General features: G+C 65.3%; 17 protein-coding genes. 5 read left to right on the top strand and 12 right to left on the bottom strand.

Translation table 11 applies throughout. The annotated features are described in order from the left end of the window. Position 1: 1 nt before the first annotated feature. Together IB261_RS00675 and IB261_RS00680 are read right to left on the bottom strand one after the other, a co-directional pair. Positions 2 to 1,330, bottom strand: coding sequence for a flavin-containing monooxygenase (locus tag IB261_RS00675; protein ID WP_081518873.1), 1,329 nt, complete (start codon positions 1,328 to 1,330; stop codon positions 2 to 4). Positions 1,331 to 1,707: 377 nt separating this feature from the next. Next, positions 1,708 to 2,628, bottom strand: a complete 921-nt coding sequence (locus IB261_RS00680; protein ID WP_081518872.1) for a LysR family transcriptional regulator — start codon at positions 2,626 to 2,628, stop codon at positions 1,708 to 1,710. Positions 2,629 to 2,765: 137 nt separating this feature from the next. Here IB261_RS00680 and aptA point away from each other — a divergent pair, with 137 nt between their 5' ends. The 5 genes from aptA (at position 2,766) to IB261_RS00705 (ending at position 6,813) form a co-directional block, all read left to right on the top strand. Then, positions 2,766 to 4,112 carry an omega-aminotransferase AptA gene (gene aptA, locus IB261_RS00685; protein WP_138213347.1) on the top strand — a complete coding sequence of 449 codons (1,347 nt, stop codon included), beginning with the start codon at positions 2,766 to 2,768 and terminating at the stop codon, positions 4,110 to 4,112. Further along, a complete protein-coding gene (locus IB261_RS00690; protein ID WP_054910633.1) occupies positions 4,113 to 4,424 on the top strand; it encodes a cupin domain-containing protein in 312 nt (103 codons plus the stop codon). 176 nt (positions 4,425 to 4,600) lie between these two features. Beyond that, positions 4,601 to 6,097 carry a CoA-acylating methylmalonate-semialdehyde dehydrogenase gene (locus IB261_RS00695; RefSeq protein ID WP_192383436.1) on the top strand — a complete coding sequence of 499 codons (1,497 nt, stop codon included), beginning with the start codon at positions 4,601 to 4,603 and terminating at the stop codon, positions 6,095 to 6,097. A 160-nt stretch (positions 6,098 to 6,257) separates the two neighbouring features. Continuing rightward, positions 6,258 to 6,530 (top strand): type II toxin-antitoxin system Phd/YefM family antitoxin, encoded by a 273-nt coding sequence (locus IB261_RS00700; protein ID WP_138213346.1) that lies wholly within the window; start codon positions 6,258 to 6,260, stop codon positions 6,528 to 6,530. Continuing rightward, positions 6,505 to 6,813 carry a Txe/YoeB family addiction module toxin gene (locus tag IB261_RS00705; protein ID WP_192383435.1) on the top strand — a complete coding sequence of 103 codons (309 nt, stop codon included), beginning with the start codon at positions 6,505 to 6,507 and terminating at the stop codon, positions 6,811 to 6,813. The genes IB261_RS00700 and IB261_RS00705 overlap by 26 nt, the downstream gene beginning before the upstream one ends. A 30-nt stretch (positions 6,814 to 6,843) precedes the next feature. Here the strand turns inward: IB261_RS00705 and IB261_RS00710 are convergent, their stop codons facing one another. The 10 genes from IB261_RS00710 to IB261_RS00755 form a co-directional block, all read right to left on the bottom strand. After that, positions 6,844 to 7,296: a BRO-N domain-containing protein gene (locus tag IB261_RS00710; RefSeq protein WP_192383434.1), complete on the bottom strand. Its 453-nt coding sequence runs from the start codon at positions 7,294 to 7,296 to the stop codon at positions 6,844 to 6,846. A gap of 1,049 nt (positions 7,297 to 8,345) precedes the next feature. Further along, complete coding sequence (locus IB261_RS00715; protein WP_151188924.1) at positions 8,346 to 8,771, bottom strand: GNAT family N-acetyltransferase; 426 nt, start codon at positions 8,769 to 8,771, stop codon at positions 8,346 to 8,348. A 105-nt stretch (positions 8,772 to 8,876) separates the two neighbouring features. After that, positions 8,877 to 9,191: a DUF2845 domain-containing protein gene (locus IB261_RS00720; RefSeq protein WP_081518866.1), complete on the bottom strand. Its 315-nt coding sequence runs from the start codon at positions 9,189 to 9,191 to the stop codon at positions 8,877 to 8,879. Positions 9,192 to 9,277: 86 nt separating this feature from the next. Further along, positions 9,278 to 10,066 (bottom strand): biofilm regulation diguanylate cyclase SiaD, encoded by a 789-nt coding sequence (siaD, locus tag IB261_RS00725; RefSeq protein ID WP_081518865.1) that lies wholly within the window; start codon positions 10,064 to 10,066, stop codon positions 9,278 to 9,280. Between the two features lie 5 nt (positions 10,067 to 10,071). After that, entirely contained in the window at positions 10,072 to 10,452 is a 381-nt protein-coding gene (gene siaC, locus IB261_RS00730) for a biofilm regulation phosphoprotein SiaC (protein WP_081518864.1), read from the bottom strand. A 25-nt stretch (positions 10,453 to 10,477) separates the two neighbouring features. After that, positions 10,478 to 11,020 (bottom strand): biofilm regulation protein kinase SiaB, encoded by a 543-nt coding sequence (siaB, locus tag IB261_RS00735; RefSeq protein WP_081518863.1) that lies wholly within the window; start codon positions 11,018 to 11,020, stop codon positions 10,478 to 10,480. 10 nt (positions 11,021 to 11,030) lie between these two features. Next, positions 11,031 to 13,019: a biofilm regulation protein phosphatase SiaA gene (gene siaA, locus IB261_RS00740; RefSeq protein ID WP_151188928.1), complete on the bottom strand. Its 1,989-nt coding sequence runs from the start codon at positions 13,017 to 13,019 to the stop codon at positions 11,031 to 11,033. A gap of 190 nt (positions 13,020 to 13,209) precedes the next feature. Further along, positions 13,210 to 14,265 carry a protein-glutamate methylesterase/protein-glutamine glutaminase gene (locus IB261_RS00745; RefSeq protein ID WP_192383433.1) on the bottom strand — a complete coding sequence of 352 codons (1,056 nt, stop codon included), beginning with the start codon at positions 14,263 to 14,265 and terminating at the stop codon, positions 13,210 to 13,212. A 15-nt stretch (positions 14,266 to 14,280) separates the two neighbouring features. Then, a complete protein-coding gene (gene cheD, locus IB261_RS00750; RefSeq protein WP_081518860.1) occupies positions 14,281 to 14,874 on the bottom strand; it encodes a chemoreceptor glutamine deamidase CheD in 594 nt (197 codons plus the stop codon). Continuing rightward, positions 14,874 to 15,716, bottom strand: coding sequence for a CheR family methyltransferase (locus tag IB261_RS00755; RefSeq protein ID WP_151188929.1), 843 nt, complete (start codon positions 15,714 to 15,716; stop codon positions 14,874 to 14,876). Before IB261_RS00755 ends, cheD begins: the two co-directional genes overlap by 1 nt. Between the last annotated feature and the right edge of the window lie 75 nt (positions 15,717 to 15,791).

Consider the following 15,791-nt stretch of genomic DNA (forward strand, 5'->3'; position numbering starts at 1 on the left):
CTTACTCCCAGGATGCGGCTTTCGGAACGGAGCCTTCGCGCTGCGAGGCATCCTGATATTCGACATAACGGCGTTGGGTGGCGATGTGGCCGGCCACGTGCTTGGCGTCGTGCCATACGCCCCAGATGAACGAGGAGCCACGGCGCGACAGCCACGGCAGGCCGACGAAGTACACGCCTGGCTCGCGGGAAACGCCGCGCTGGTGCTTGGGCTTGCCCTTGTCGTCGAAGGCGTTCACCTGCAGCCAGTTGAAGTCCACGGCGTAGCCGGTGGCCCAGATGATCGAGGTGATGCCGGCTTCGGCCAGGTCCAGCTGCTGGATCGGGTTGCGGATGCACTCGGCGTCCGGGTAGACCTTGCGGGCCTCCGGCTCGAGCGGCAGGTCCAGGCCGTTTTGCTCGATATAGGCGTCGGCGGCGTCCAGCAGGCCGAGGTAGTTGTCGTCGCCGGCTTTCAGGTTGGCCACCAGGTCGTCCTGGAAGGTCACCTTGCCGTCAGCGAAGGACTTGGTCAGGCCGGTCAGGGTGATGCCCTCGTTGGCCAGACGGCGGAAGTCGATGGTCTCGCCGCCACGGGCACCGCTCACGGCGATGGTCACGTGCTCGCGGCCCGGCTGCACTTCCTCGGCGTCCCACAGGCCGAGCACACCCAGCCACCAGACGAAGTCGCGGTTGCGGTAGGAGCGCGGCGGACGGTCATGGGCGCCCACGGAGAGGAAGACCTTCTTGCCGGCGCGGTTCAGCTCGTCGGCGATCTGCACACCGGAGGAGCCGGCACCGATCACCAGCACGGCGCCTTCGGGCAACTGCTGCGGGTTGAAGTATTTGGCCGAGTGGATCTGCTGGATGCTCTCGTCCTTCGGCGCGATGGCCGGGATCACCGGGCGCTGGAACGGGCCGGTGGCGGAGACGATGCGCAGGGCCTGGAGGGTGCCCTCGGAGGTTTCCACGCTGAAGCCGGGGCGGCCTTCGTTGCGGGTGACCTTCTTCACTTCCACACCGGTGCGGATCGGCGCGTTGAACTGCTTGGCGTAGGCGACGAAGTACTCGGCGACCTGCTCCTTGGCCGGGAAGTCATCCGGGCCGACCGGGAATTCCATGTTCGGGAAGCGGTCATGCCAGGCCGGGCCGTTGGCGACCAGCGAGTCCCAGCGGCCGGTGCGCCAGGCTTCGGCGATGCGGCTCTTTTCCAGCACGATGTGCGGCACGCCCTGCTGGGTCAGGTGCTCGCTCATGGCCACGCCGGCTTGTCCGGCGCCAACGACCAGCGTGTCGATTTCCAGGTTATCAAGCGACTTCTTGCCGAAGGCGCCTGGATTCAGGTCGGTCATGGCTTGCTTCCTCAGACTCTGATCACGTTTGTTCTTGTTGCGGCTGCGGTGAGCTGTTGGCCGCATTCTGTTCAGAGGCTGTGAATAGCGAAATTATGTTTTTTGTAGTCGCAGGCTAGGGAAAAGCTGCACCCACGCAAACCCCGCGGCCCGCGGGCTGCAGGGGAGGGGGTATAGGATTTTTGGTGGCTGGGGCGACAAATTGGATAGGCAGAATGTGGCTTGCGCGGGATTGATCCCGCGCCAGTGTCACCGGCGTGTCGCCAGGTAGGATGGGTGGAGCGCAGCGATACCCATGCTGTCGGCGCGCCGGATTGATGGGTATCGCTGCGCTCCACGCCATCCTACGGAGGCATTCATCCTGAGCGTCTGGCGGATCAGCGGCTTTCTGCCACCGCCTCGATGAACCGCTCCAGCACCAGGTTCGGCCGGCGGCCCTTGCGGGTCACCACGGTCAGCGGGATGTCGTAGTGGAAGCGCTCCGGCCGCAGCGGGCGCAGGCGGCCCTGGGCGACCCAATCGGCGGCGTAGTGGTCGGGCAGGTAGCCGATGTAGCTGCCGGTGAGAATAAGGAAGGCCATGCCCTCGCGGTCCGAGGCGTTGGCGCTGCCGCGCAGTTCCTGGTGGCGCTCCTGGGCTTCGGCGGGAATGCGGTAGCTGGGCTCCACCGCGTCGCAAGCGTGGATTTCTTCCACCGTGATGCTTGCGTCGTCGCGCTCGAACAGCGGGTGCTCCTGGCTGCAGAACAGCAGCGAGCGCTCCTCATAAAGAGCGGAATACTCCAGCCCCGACAGCGGGCTGATGAGCGGCACCACCCCGACGTGCAACCGTCCGTCGAGAACTCCCAGCTCGATCTCGTTGGGCGTGGTCATGCCGATGTTGATCCGCACGCCCGGCCCGCTGGCCTTCAGCGCGCGCAGGGCGTGGGTGATGCGCATCTGCGGCAGGGTCACCAGGTTGTTGATGATGCCGATGTTCAGCTCGCCGCGCAGGTGCTGGTGTAGCTCGTTGACCTCGGCGCGGAAGCCCTCCAGCGCCGCCAGCAGCGACTGGGTCGCGCGGTACACCTCGCGGCCCTCGTCGGTCAGCGCGAAGCCCGCCCGGCCGCGCTGGCACAGACGCATGCCCAGGCGCTTTTCCAGATCACCCATGTGCAGGCTGATGGCCGAGCGGCTGATGCCCAGCGTGCTTTCCGCGGCCGAGAAGCTGCCGCACTCGACTATGGTTTTGAAGATGCGCAGCAGGCGGATCTCGAAGTCGCTGACCTGGCCCAGGGAAGGCGCCCGTTGTTTCGCCATTTTAGTTTTACCAATCCGAAACTGAACGTAAGAAGAATAAGCTTTAACTCACGTTAAGTCAGGCCCAATCTACGAGCATCGCACCAGGCCCGACGCGGCCTGCGCGCCCAACAAGACTGTCGTCGAGGACATGCTCCATGAACCAGCAAGTGAACGTCACCCCGTCGGTGGCCAGCGAACTGAACCTGAAGGCCCACTGGATGCCCTTCAGCGCCAACCGCAACTTCCACAAGGACCCGCGCATCATCGTCGCCGCCGAAGGCAGCTGGCTGGTGGACGACCAGGGCCGCAAGATCTACGACAGCCTGTCGGGCCTGTGGACCTGCGGCGCCGGTCACTCGCGCAAGGAAATCGCCGACGCGGTCGCCAAGCAGCTGACCACCCTCGACTACTCCCCGGCTTTCCAGTACGGCCACCCGCTGTCCTTCAAGCTGGCTGAAAAAATCACTCAGCTGACCCCGGCCGGCCTCGACCATGTGTTCTTCACCGGCTCGGGCTCCGAGTGTGCCGACACCTCGATCAAGATGGCCCGCGCCTACTGGCGCCTGAAAGGCCAGGCGCAGAAGACCAAGCTGATCGGCCGCGCCCGTGGCTACCACGGCGTGAACGTCGCCGGCACCGCCCTGGGCGGCATCGGTGGCAACCGCAAGATGTTCGGCCAGCTGATGGACGTCGACCACCTGCCGCACACCCTGCAGCCGGGCATGGCCTTCACCAAGGGCATGGCCGAGACCGGCGGCGTCGAGCTGGCCAACGAACTGCTGAAGCTGATCGAGCTGCATGACGCGTCGAACATCGCCGCCGTCATCGTCGAGCCGATGTCCGGCTCCGCCGGCGTCCTGGTTCCGCCGAAGGGCTACCTGCAGCGCCTGCGCGAAATCTGCGACCAGCACAACATCCTGCTGATCTTCGACGAAGTGATCACCGCCTTCGGCCGCATGGGCAAGGCCACCGGCGCCGAGTACTTCGGCGTGAAGCCGGACATCATGAACGTCGCCAAGCAGGTCACCAACGGCGCCATCCCCATGGGCGCGGTGATCGCCAGCAGCGAAATCTACGACACCTTCATGGGTCAGAACCTGCCGGAATACGCCGTCGAGTTCGGCCATGGCTACACCTACTCCGCGCACCCGGTCGCCTGCGCCGCCGGTATCGCCGCGCTGGACCTGCTGGAAAAAGAGAACCTGATCCAGCAGTCGCTGGAACTGGCTCCCTACTTCGAGAAGGCCCTGCACGGCCTGAAGGGCGCGAAGAACGTCATCGACATCCGCAACTGCGGCCTGGCCGGCGCGATCCAGATCGGCGCCCGTGACGGCGACGCCATCGTGCGTCCGTTCGAAGCCAGCATGAAGCTGTGGAAAGAAGGCTTCTACGTGCGCTTCGGCGGCGACACCCTGCAGTTCGGCCCGACCTTCAACGCCAAGCCCGAGGACCTGGACCGCCTGTTCAGCGCCGTGGGCGACGCCCTCAACGGGGTAGCGTAAGTGAGCGAGCGTCCGAAGGCCGTCCCGACGGTACAGATCGACAACGACAAGGTCCTGGTCACCGAGTGGCGCTTCGCCCCCGGTGCCGAGACCGGCTGGCACCGCCACGGCATGGAATACGTCGTGGTCCCGGTGACCAACGGCGAACTGCTGCTGGAAACCCCCGAGGGCGAGCGCCGCGCGCCGCTGGTCCTGGGTGCGAGCTACACCCGCCAGATCGGTACCGAGCACAACGTGATCAACCCTTGCGATCACGAAGTGGCGTTCATCGAGATCGAGCTCAAGAGCGACGACCACCCGCACAGCCACTGAGTGCGCGGGCACGCGAGAAGGCATGCCGGCGGATGTCACCGTAGAGTGACCTTCCCGGCGGGCCTCCACGCCCGAGCCGTGCACCGTACAAATCCCCTCTCCCTTCAGGGAGAGGGCTAGGGAGAGGGGCTCTTCGCGAGCTCCGCCCCCACACTTTCAGCGAGAAGAGACTTCCCATGACCACCGTCAAGCACCTGATCGGCGGCGAGATGATCGCCGACACCGGCCGCACCGCCGACGTCTTCAACCCGTCCACCGGCGCAGCCATCCGCAAGGTCCCGCTGGCCAGCCGCGAAACCGTGCAGGAGGCCATCGACGCCGCCAAGGCCGCCTTCCCGGCCTGGCGCAACACCCCGCCGGCCAAGCGCGCCCAGGTGCTGTTCCGCTTCAAGCAACTGCTCGAAGCCAACGAGCAGCGCATCGTCCAGCTGATCAGCGAAGAACACGGCAAGACCATCGAAGACGCCGCCGGTGAACTCAAGCGCGGCATCGAGAACGTCGAGTACGCCAGCGCCGCCCCGGAAATCCTCAAAGGCGAATACAGCCGCAACGTCGGCCCGAACATCGACGCCTGGAGCGACTTCCAGCCGATCGGCGTGGTCGCCGGCATCACCCCGTTCAACTTCCCGGCCATGGTGCCCCTGTGGATGTACCCGCTGGCCATCGCCTGCGGCAACACCTTCATCCTCAAGCCGTCCGAGCGTGACCCGAGCTCCACCCTGCTGATCGCCGAACTCTTCGAAGAAGCCGGCCTGCCCAAGGGCGTGCTGAACGTGGTGCACGGCGACAAGACCGCCGTGGACGCGCTGATCGAAGCTCCGGAAGTGAAGGCCCTGAGCTTCGTCGGCTCGACCCCGATCGCCGAATACATCTATTCCGAAGGCACCAAGCGCGGCAAGCGCGTACAGGCCCTGGGCGGCGCCAAGAACCACGCCGTTCTGATGCCCGACTGCGACCTGGACAACGCCGTCAGCGCCCTGATGGGTGCGGCCTACGGCTCCTGCGGCGAGCGCTGCATGGCCATCTCCGTGGCCGTCTGCGTGGGTGACCAGATCGGCGACGCACTGGTCGAGAAGATCGTTCCGCAGATCAAGGCCCTGAAGATCGGCGCCGGCACCAACTGCGGCCTGGACATGGGCCCGCTGGTCACTGGCGCTGCCCAGGCCAAGGTCACCGGCTACATCGACACCGGTGTCGAACAAGGCGCCCAGCTGCTGGTCGACGGCCGCAACTTCAAGGTGGCCGGTCACGAGAACGGCTTCTTCATCGGCGGCACCTTGTTCGACAAGGTGACCCCGGACATGACCATCTACCAGGAAGAAATCTTCGGCCCGGTGCTGTGCATCGTGCGCGTGAACAGCCTGGAAGAAGCCATGCAGCTGATCAACGACCACGAATACGGCAACGGCACCTGCATCTTCACCCGCGACGGTGAAGCGGCCCGCCTGTTCTGCGACGAGATCGAAGTCGGCATGGTCGGCGTCAACGTACCGCTGCCGGTACCGGTGGCCTACCACAGCTTCGGCGGCTGGAAGCGTTCGCTGTTCGGCGACCTGCACGCCTACGGCCCGGATGGCGTGCGCTTCTACACCAAGCGCAAGGCCATCACCCAGCGCTGGCCGCAGCGCAAGTCGCACGAAGCGGCGCAATTCGCCTTCCCCAGCAATGGCTGATGGTGAATAAGCGGTAAGAAAAAGGCCGGTCTGATGACCGGCCTTTTTTGTTTCCAGCGGCAGAACTTGCAGATCAGCGGCGCTGAAAAGGTGGTACGTAGTTAGGTACAATGTTGCCTCGCACGCCACTGTTCGCCATCGACGGCAAGGATGAACTTTCATGCAAGTGCTCACCTTCACCCAGGCCCGCGCCGACCTCAAGCAGACCATGGACGATGTGTGCCGCGATCACGAACCGGCGGTCATCACCCGCCAGCGCGGCGAGCCTGTGGTGATGATTTCCCTGGAGGACTACAACGGCATGCAGGAAACCCTCTACCTGCTGAGTTCCACTGCCAACGCCAAGCGGCTGCGCGAGTCTCTCGACGAGGTGCGCGCGGGCAAGGCTCAGGTCAAGGAGCTGACCGTTGAACGTGAAGTCGAAAAGCCGTAACAAGTCGGCCGCCCGCGACGCCATTAGTGTTGCCTTCACCAGCCATGGCTGGGAGGACTATCAGTTCTGGGAGCAGGGTGATGCGGATGTTTTCCGCGTCATCAACGAACTGATCGAGGAGTGTCGGCGCACGCCGCACAAGGGCACGGGCCGGCCTGAGCCGCTGAAAGGCGATCTGTCCGGGTTCTGGTCGCGCCGTATTACCCGCGAACATCGTCTGGTCTACTTCTTCGAGGGCGATGTGCTCACGATCCTGCAGTGCCGATACCACTACGACAAATAGGGCCGCTGATGCGGCCCTTTTCATTTCCGGTCAATCACGCCAGGCGAGTTGCGGGACCTCTTCCCAGCGCATCCACAGGTCGCCTTGCCAGTTCAGCAGCATCAGGCGGCGGGCGTCCCAGGTGAGGAGGACACGGCGGGGTGCTTCGGATTCAGGGGTGTGCTGGTCGCGCAGGGTGGGAATGACGTCGTGGCAGAGCCAGCGGTCCAGTGCTTCGAGTTCGGGGTGGCCGAAGCGGACGAAGGCCTTGTAGATGGCGGCTTCGCTGAGCAGGACGGTGTCTTCCGTGGTGCCGGTGCGGTAGGTCAGCGGGAGGGTCTGGACTTCGTGGGGGAAGAAGCGGTGGTGGAAGCTGTCGGGGTACTGGACGGAGAGCAGGCGGGCGATGTCGCGGGAGACGAACCAGGCCTGGTTGTCGAGCATGAGGCCGCGCAGGAAGCGTTTTTTGCGGGTGAAGAAGGTTGGGGTGTAGGTGTTGTGCATAAGTGGAACTCCTAACGATTAAAGGAGCCGCACCCATGTCGCCAAACATAGGAGGCGGACCGCGCGGGGTTGGCGAACCGGACGTCAGGTCCCGGCAGACCCGGAGGTCTCCCCGCGCGATCCGCCATAAGCGTTGCAGAAATTTCTGCAGGGTGCGCGGGGGCCTACAAAAACATTCGCTGTTTTCGTAAGCACTTGTGGGCGCTATCGCGCCTGACGTCGCCGGGTCGCCAAACCCAGGTCACTGATGTGACTGGGCGAGGATAGGAATGGCAGGTGTGCCCAACAAGCAGCGGTTTCCGGCTTATGTGTAGGAGCGAGCTTGCTCGCGAACCGCCCAGCGCTGGTGTTCGCTTGTGGGAGCTTGAATTGGTGGCATGTTGGGCGGGTGTCCTGCGCCGCATCGGCGTGCGCGCGGACTTCTTGTTTCGCCCCCTCGGGCGAGTCCCTTTTGGCAAACGCCCCAAAAGGAACCAAAAGGTCTTGCCCCGGACATCCGGTTTTTCGCTTAGGCGAAAAATTCCCTCGTTGAATCGGAGTTTCAGGGGCACGCCGCGAAGGGCCATCCCTGGCCCATCGCGGCTCTCGCGACATCCATGTCGCTCAACCCCTGAAACTCCAATTCAACGAGGCCTCCTGAACGGGGCAGTCGGAGTGTGCGGTCATTTCTCTGGAAGTCTTCAAGAGCCAAAGCCAAAGCCAAAGCCAAAGCCAAAGCCGGGCCGCTTGGGTTCTTTGTAGGAGCGAGCTTGCTCGCGAAATCCACAACGGAGAACTCCTTTGCCGCAGACGTAGGGCGCATAACCCGGAACGGGTTATCCGCCAAAACGGCGGATAACGCCGGTGGCGTTATGCGCCCTACGGGAGCTGTTCGTGCCGGCTGACACAGTGGTTTCGCTACGCGCCGAACGGTCCCCTCTCCCTCTGGGAGAGGGTTAGGGTGAGGGTTGCCGAGCGCAGGAGTTATGCGGGGTGCAGGCTATTGGTGACACGCCGGTAGGGCCGGCGTTGTGCAGGTTCGCGAGCAAGCTCGCTCCTACAGGGGCCGGTCAGCCCAGATGCTTCTTCAGGTAGATGCGCTGATGCCCCGGCGGGCAGTCTTCCAGCACGCCCATGCGCTCGAAGCCCTGTTTCTCGTAGAAGCCGGGAGCCTGGAAGCTGTAGGTGTAGAGGAACAGGCCAACGCAGCCGCGGCGGCGGGCTTCGTCTTCGGCGAGGGCGATGAGCTGGCTGCCCAGGCCGCTGCCGCGCTGGTCGTCCTGCAGCCAGAGATAGTCGATGTAGAGCCAGCCCATGCCGGATTGGCCGAACATGCCGCCAACCACTTCGCCGTCGTCGCTGCGGGCGTAGAGTTCGAAGTCGTCGTAGGTGTTGCTGCGGCCCATCTGGCCCAGGTTGTAGGCGAGCAGGCCTTTGACCACTACGTCGCGCGCTTGCGGGTCGATGCCGAGGGTGAAGTCGAATGGGGTTTGCATGGTGCCCTCCGGATTGGCGAAGGCGATCAGTCTAGGGAGATGCCGCCACGATGGGTAGGCACCTTTGGTAGCGGCGGGCGTGTTGGGATGAAGAGCGCGGTGCGCTCAGAGCAGTTCCTTGCGCGTGGTGTTGATCAATTGCAGCTGTGTGTCGCGGAAGAAAAGGTAGCGATAGGCACCGTTGTTCGGGCCGTACATCCAGGTTTCCAGCTGCGGATTGCCGGGGATGAATTTGCCGTCCGGTCCGCGCCGTGGCTTCGTCGGCGGGGTGACGACGCGCTTGTCCGGCTGCCCGCACTTGGCGAGCACTTCGTCCATCGGGTCGCCTTCGTTGATCAGGCTGGTGCCGCAGCGCAGGGTGCCGGCCTGGGCGGTGCCGGCAGTGAGGGTGAGGAGCAGGGCAATCAGCCAGGGGCGCATGGGTCGATTCCGTTGCGGGTTCGCTGCCCAGTCTAACGCCCGGCAATCGGCCACTTCATTGCGCTGACGCAGTTCGTGGGATGGGTTCAGGCCTGGGCAAACTCGCACTTGTCCCGCCCGCTGCGCTTGGCATCCAGCAATGCGGCGTCGGCGCGGCTGAGGGTCTGGGAGTAGCTTTCGCCCGGATGGTGCTCGGCGACGCCGAAGCTGGCGGTGACGGACAGGGCGTTGGTGCCCACGCGCACTGCCAGACAGCGGATGTCGTTGCGCACGCGCTCGATGATGGCGGCGGCGTCGGCCAGGCGGGTGTCGGGGAGGATCAGCAGGAATTCCTCGCCGCCCCAGCGGCCGCAGAGGTCGTACTGGCGCAGGGCTGACTCCATGGCGCGGCCGATTTCCACCAGCACGCGGTCGCCCACTTCGTGGCCCCAGGTGTCGTTGACCTGCTTGAAGCGGTCGACGTCGAGCATGGCCAGCACGTAGGACTCGCCGTGGCGCTGGGCGCGTTCGCTTTCTTCGCGCAGGCGCTCCATCAGCAGGCGGCGGTTGGCGATGCCGGTAAGGGTGTCGTGGGTCGAGGCTTCCTTCAGCGCGATGTTCAGGTCGCGCATCATGTCCTGGTAGCGGTCGGAGATGCGCGCGACCTTTTCCAGCTGGCGCAGCTGCTTGTGATAGCGCTCGGATAGCGTGCTGTTCTGCTGCCGGGCCATGGACTGGAAGCCGTCGGAAATCCGCGCGATGCGTTCCAGGCGCGCGAGCTGGTCGAGGGATTGCTGGTGCTTCTGGTACAGGGCCTCACGCAGGGGGTGCCCTTCGTACTGGGGGTCGGCCAGCAGCTCTTCGATCAGCAGGTCCAGCTCGCGCTCGCTAGTCATGGCTCTTACTCGTCGTAGGCTTGGATGACGAACGGGAAGGTACAGTCCTCGCGGAATTCCTCGGCCAGTTCGGCGACGCGCTCGTTGCGGCGGTCGTAGTGCCACGCCACGCGAGTACTGCGGCCCTGGCCGTGGGCTTCTTCGAGCAGGTCGAAGATGTCCATCATGGCCTTGATCGAGCTGGTGTTGAGGTACAGCAGGCGCAGGTCGAGTTCCAGCGGGCGCTGCTCCTGGGTGAGGAAGCGTTCGACCCACTCGATGACCTGGCCGAACAGCTCGAAGGAGTTCTCCGGGTAGGAGTCGCCCTGCATCGCGAGGATGCCGGCCTGCCAGTCGCCGTGGATCTGTGGGGTGGATTGGGTTCCGGTGACGTTGAGATCGCTCATGTCGGGTCTTCCTGAATTTCGCGGTTCAGATCACGGCGCGCAGGCTGAAGAAGGCGCGGCCGTCGGGTTGTTCGGTGAGGGAGGTCTTGAGCGGCGCGCTGGACTTGCGGGCGATGTCCAGCAGGCCGAGACCTGCGCCGGTGGAGGCTTCGGCGTCGCGCGGGCGGCGCAGCTGCTCCTTGTAGGCCGCCTTGAGCTGGACCTTGTCGAGCCCGGCGATGGCTTCGATGCTGCGCACCAGGCCCTGGCCGTCGGCCAGTTCCACCAGGTTGCCGGCGGAGACCACGTAGTGGCCTTCGTCATCGCGGGCAATCGCCACGGTGGCCGAGGCCTCCTGCTCGTTGTAGCCGCGCTGGGTGGCGTAGTGGCGGATGTTCTGGGTCATCTCGATGTAGACGGCGAACACGTCCATCGCTTCGCTGGGGTGCGCCTGTTCGGCCTGCAGGTAGTTGCGCAGCGCGTGGCCGATTTCCTCGATCAGGCTGCGCGAGATGGGGCCGTTGAAGCAGAGCAATATGCGTTGCCGGGTAAAGCTCTCGCGCATGGCCAACAGATCTAGCGATTCCATGGATTAACCCCTAGTCGAAGCGGAAAGAGAGAATGGTGATGTCGTCGCGCTGCGGCTGCTCACCCTGGTACTGGGCGAGGGTAGCGGCGAACACATCGGCCTGCTCGGCCAACGGTCGGCGCGCGTGGTTGCGCAGCAGGTCGGCGAAGCGGCTGTTGCCGAAGCCGAAGCCGTGCTCGCCGCCGGCCTGGTCGAGGAAGCCGTCGGTGCACAGGTAGTAGGTCCAGCCGGTCTCCATCGGGATTTCCACGTCCTGATAGTCGCCCTGGCGCTTGTCGCCGATGGCGCGGCGCGCGCCCTTGTATTCGCGCACGTCATTGCCGTCGCTGGCGAACAGGGAAATCTTCGCTCCGGAGAAGTGCAGCAGCTTGCGCTGGTGATCGACGCGCACCAAGCCGGCATCCATGTTGGTGGCCAGCGAGTGGGTGAATTCTTCCTGGCCGAGCATGCCGCGCATCACGTGGTCGGTCTCGCGCAGGATCGCCGCCGGGTCGTGGCTCTTCACGCTGTCGATGGCGTGGTCGATGGCGGCCAGGGCGAGCATGGTCATCAGCGCGCCGGGCACGCCGTGGCCGGCGCAGTCGACCACGCCGATCAGGCTGTCGATGGGGCCTTCGCGGTAGATGTAGAAGTCGCCGCCGACCACGTCGCGGGGTTTCCACAGGACGAAATGGTGCTCGCCCAGGGAGGCCTGCAGCTGACGATCGGGGAGGATGGCGCGCTGGATCAGGCTGGCGTAGTCGATGGAGTCGCCGATCTTCTTCTGCGCGGCGGCCATCTCGCGGTTGGCCGCTTCGAGGGCCTGGGTGCGCTGCTGGACCTTGTCTTCCAGCTCCTCGGTGTGCCGGCGGACCTGGTCGGCCATGCTGGCGAAGGCGCTGGACAGCTCGCCGATCTCGTCCGGACGGGTGCGCGGCAGCGGGCTGTCGTACTGCCCGGCGGCGATCGCCTTGGCCGACTGCTTGAGGCCGCGCAGCGGGCGCAGCACCAGCAGGTCGACGGTGTAGGCGAAGCCGATCAGCAGGATCGCCAGCAGCCCGGCGAGGGTGCCCACCAGCGGCCAGATCCAGCGGCTGTCGAGCACTTGCGCGGCGTGCAGGTCGATGGCGCTGAGCACGTGCCAGCGCAACTGCGGGATGTAGGCAGTGGCGATCAGCTGTTCCTTGCCGTCGATGGTGCCCCACATGGTTTCCACTTCGCCGGGGTTGGTCTCGGCCTGGCGCAGGGTCTGGCGCAGCGCGGTGCGTTGCTGGTCGTTGGCCAGCAGGTCGTAGACGTGGTGCTTGGCCTGGCCGCTGGAGCCGGAGGAAAAGGCGATCAGGCGGGTGTCCGGGTGCGCCTGGATGGCGCCCTCGGGGTCGACGATCATCGGTGTCACCCCGGCCTCGCGGCGCGAGATGAACTGGTCGAGGAACTCGGTGAGGTCGAGGCCGCCGCCGGCCAGGCCGACTTTCTCGTTGCCGGCGCGCACCACCATGTTGAACCAGACCTTGGTGACCTTCAGCTTGGCGTCGTAGTTGACGTTGATGTTGTAGGTCTCATCGCGGGCCAGGGTATCGAAGTACCAGCGGTCCTGCGGATCGGTGTCGCTGAGGGTGTAGCGCGGGGAATTGGAGAGCGGCGAGCTGGAGTCGTTGAAGTAGTAGTGGCGCGAGGAGTCCACCACCACGAAGTAGGAGTAGTTGTGCTGGTCCGCGCGGAAGCCTTCGGCTTCGCGGAAGAACAGTGCCCGGCGCGCCGGGTCGTTCTCGGACAGCAGCCAGTCCTGCGTCACCACGGACTCGGCCAGGCGCCGCGAGAGCGCCAGCTCGCGGATCACCGGCGCGATGATCTTCTGCTGATTGAGCAGCGTGAAGTTTCTCGCGAAGGCGAGGCCGAAATGCGTGCGGATGTCCTCCATGGCTTTCCAGCCCAGCATGACTGCCGGTACCAGTGCCAGGAGACAGGCGATGAGCAATGCCACCACCGATTTGCCGCGCAACCCCCATCTTGCCGCCATGGCTATCTTGTTTCCCCGTGTCGCCCGCCGTGTGCCGGTCTTTTGGCGAAAGCTCAATTGTGCATTTTGTATACGGGCACAATCAAACCAAATTGATATCGAAGCGCCATATTATTGGCGCCGGTCAATTGGCCTGAGTCTAGACCCTGTGTGAAAAGCCGCTCGGCGGTGCGGGATGATTCCCGCAGAACTAGACGCGGTTCCCACTTCCGCTCTGGCGCGCCTGCTGTAGGAGCGAGCCTGCTATGCGCTCCAGCGGCAGGATTTCCTTCGCCGCGCCCAGCTCCACCGCCTCGCGGGGCATGCCGTAGACCACGCAGGTGGCTTCGTCCTGGGCGACGGTGTGGCCGCCGGCCTGGCGGATTGCCTGCAAGCCCCGGGCCCCATCCTTGCCCATGCCGGTGAGCAGGGCGGCGATGAGGTTGCGCCCGGCGCAGCGGGCGAGGGAGTTGAACATCACGTCCACTGCCGGCCTGTGGCCATTCACCGCAGCCTCGCGGTGCAGGCGCACGACGTAGTTGGCGCCGCTGCGCTGCACTTCCATGTGGAAGTCGCCGGGGGCGAGCAGCACATGGCCGGGGAGGATGCGGTCGCCGTCGCGGGCTTCACGCACTGACAGGCGCGTCTGACGGTCCAATCTGTCAGCGTAGGACTTGGTGAAGCCCGGTGGCATGTGCAGCGTGACTACGGTGCCGGGGCAGTCCGGCGGCAGGCCCAGCAGGACTTCCTTGATCGCCTCGGTGCCGCCGGTGGAGGCGCCGATGGCGAAGATCTTCTCGGTGCTCAGCAGTGGCGCGCTGCTCGTTGCCGGTGCGTCGGACGATGCGACGGGACGAGCACGGGGCAGGCGCGCGCGCGCGGCGGCCTTGAGCTTGGCGCAGATTTCCTCGGCGTAGGCCTGCATGCCTTCGGCGATGCCCAGGCGCGGCTTGGCGATGAAGTCGATGGCGCCCAGCTCCAGCGCGCGCAGGGTGGCTTCGGAGCCCTTCTCGGTGAGCGAGGAGATCATCAGCACCGGTGTCGGCCGGCCCTTCATCAGCTTGTCGAGGAAGGTCAGGCCGTCCATGCGCGGCATTTCCACGTCGAGGGTGATGACGTCCGGCGCGTGCTGCTTGATCAGGTCGCGGGCGACGAAGGCGTCGGGCGCCGCGCCCACCAGCTGCAGCTCCGGGTCGTTGTGGATGATGTCCTTGAGCAGGCTGCGAATCAGCGCCGAGTCGTCGACGATCAGGACCTTGACGGCCATCGCTCGTCCCTCCGTTCAGAACAGGTCGATGCTCCCGCCGCGCTCCCGGCGGGACAGTTGCTGGCAGTACTGCCGCTCGCGCTGCAGCACCGTGTCGTTGGCCAGGGTGCGCAGCTTGCGCACCAGCACCCGGCCTGTGCCGGGGAAGAAATAGACCTTGCGCGGGTGCACGTCGAGCAGGTCCTGGGCGGCCAGCGGGATGCCCTCGTCCTCCAGGTACTGCAGGACGAACTCGACGTTGCGCTGGCCGACGTCGGCGCTGAGGTTCTTCAGCACCGAGCCGCCGCCGAACACCTTGGCCTCGAAGTGCCGGCGCTGGGCGCCGCGACGCATCAGGCCGTTGATCAGCAGGTCCATGGCGTGCACGCCGTAGCGCCCGGAATTGGACAGCAGGCCCTGCACGCCGGTGTCGCCGGGCAGCATGAAGTGGTTCATGCCGCCCAGCCCGCTGCTGCGGTCGCGCAGGCAGACCGAGACGCAGGAGCCGAGCACGGTGACCAGCATCAGCGGTTCGGCGGTGACGTAGCACTCGCCGGGCAGCAGCTTCACTGCCTCCATGCCGAAGCGCGGGTCGTAGTAGCGGTTGGGTTGATCCAGGGCTGCGCCCATCAATGGCTCCCCACCGCCTGGTAGGTCGTGCGACCTACCGAGCGCACCAGGTGGCTGGCGTGGACGAAGTTTTCCGAGTGCCCGGCGAAGAACAGCCCGCCGGGCCGCAGCAGACGCACCATGCGTTCGAGCAGGCGGGTCTGGGTCGGCTTGTCGAAATAGATCATCACGTTGCGGCAGAAGATTGCGTCCAGGCCGCCGGCAATGCCCCAGTCGCGATCGAGCAGGTTGATCTGCCGGTAGTCGATCATCTGCCGCAGCTCGCGCACCACCCGTGCCTTGCCGGCGTTGCCGCCGGTGCCGCGGAGGAAGAAGCGCTTCTTCTGCGGCGGGCTCAGCGCCTCGATGCGCTCCAGCGGGTAGATGCCCTGGCGCGCGTGGCCGAGCACGCCGGTGTCGATGTCCGAGGCGATCAGCTCGATGGGCGGGGCGAAGCTGCCCAGCGCGTCCACCAGGGTCATGGCCATGGAGTAGGGTTCCTCGCCGGTGCTAGAGGCGGTGGACCAGAAGCGCAGCGGCTGGTGGTCCTGCAACTGCTCGGCGGCGAAGCGGCCGAGGTGGTCGAAGTGGTGTTTCTCGCGGAAGAAGGCGGTGAGGTTGGTGGTCAGCGCGTTGACGAACTGCTGCCACTCTTCCTCGTGGCTCTCCAGGTAGGCGAAGTACTCGGCGAAGCTGCCCAGCCGCAGGCTGCGCAGGCGCCGCGAGAGGCGGCTGTAGACCAGCTGCTGCTTGTTCTCCGAGAGGCTGATGCCGGCGTGCCGGTAGAGGCGCTCGCGCACCTGCTGGAAGTCCCGGCGGGTGTAGTGGAATTCGTGCTCGGGGGCGGGCAGGTTGATCGACATCGGTTGGTCTCGCGGGTGGACGGATCGCATGAAATGACGGTCATAGCGGGATGAGTCCGCGACGTCTTTACAGGA

It is taken from the genome of Pseudomonas sp. PDM20 (genome assembly GCF_014852575.3).
Classification (GTDB): Bacteria; Pseudomonadota; Gammaproteobacteria; order Pseudomonadales; family Pseudomonadaceae; genus Pseudomonas.

Coding starts and splice junctions, on each gene's coding strand:
- IB261_RS00675 (WP_081518873.1), bottom strand. CDS start 1,330: ATGACCGACCTGAATCCAGGCGCCTTCGGCAAGAAGTCGCTTGATAAC.
- IB261_RS00680 (WP_081518872.1), bottom strand. CDS start 2,628: ATGGCGAAACAACGGGCGCCTTCCCTGGGCCAGGTCAGCGACTTCGAG.
- aptA (WP_138213347.1), top strand. CDS start 2,766: ATGAACCAGCAAGTGAACGTCACCCCGTCGGTGGCCAGCGAACTGAAC.
- IB261_RS00695 (WP_192383436.1), top strand. CDS start 4,601: ATGACCACCGTCAAGCACCTGATCGGCGGCGAGATGATCGCCGACACC.
- IB261_RS00700 (WP_138213346.1), top strand. CDS start 6,258: ATGCAAGTGCTCACCTTCACCCAGGCCCGCGCCGACCTCAAGCAGACC.
- IB261_RS00710 (WP_192383434.1), bottom strand. CDS start 7,296: ATGCACAACACCTACACCCCAACCTTCTTCACCCGCAAAAAACGCTTC.
- IB261_RS00715 (WP_151188924.1), bottom strand. CDS start 8,771: ATGCAAACCCCATTCGACTTCACCCTCGGCATCGACCCGCAAGCGCGC.
- IB261_RS00720 (WP_081518866.1), bottom strand. CDS start 9,191: ATGCGCCCCTGGCTGATTGCCCTGCTCCTCACCCTCACTGCCGGCACC.
- siaD (WP_081518865.1), bottom strand. CDS start 10,066: ATGACTAGCGAGCGCGAGCTGGACCTGCTGATCGAAGAGCTGCTGGCC.
- siaC (WP_081518864.1), bottom strand. CDS start 10,452: ATGAGCGATCTCAACGTCACCGGAACCCAATCCACCCCACAGATCCAC.
- siaB (WP_081518863.1), bottom strand. CDS start 11,020: ATGGAATCGCTAGATCTGTTGGCCATGCGCGAGAGCTTTACCCGGCAA.
- siaA (WP_151188928.1), bottom strand. CDS start 13,019: ATGGCGGCAAGATGGGGGTTGCGCGGCAAATCGGTGGTGGCATTGCTC.
- IB261_RS00745 (WP_192383433.1), bottom strand. CDS start 14,265: ATGGCCGTCAAGGTCCTGATCGTCGACGACTCGGCGCTGATTCGCAGC.
- cheD (WP_081518860.1), bottom strand. CDS start 14,874: ATGGGCGCAGCCCTGGATCAACCCAACCGCTACTACGACCCGCGCTTC.
- IB261_RS00755 (WP_151188929.1), bottom strand. CDS start 15,716: ATGTCGATCAACCTGCCCGCCCCCGAGCACGAATTCCACTACACCCGC.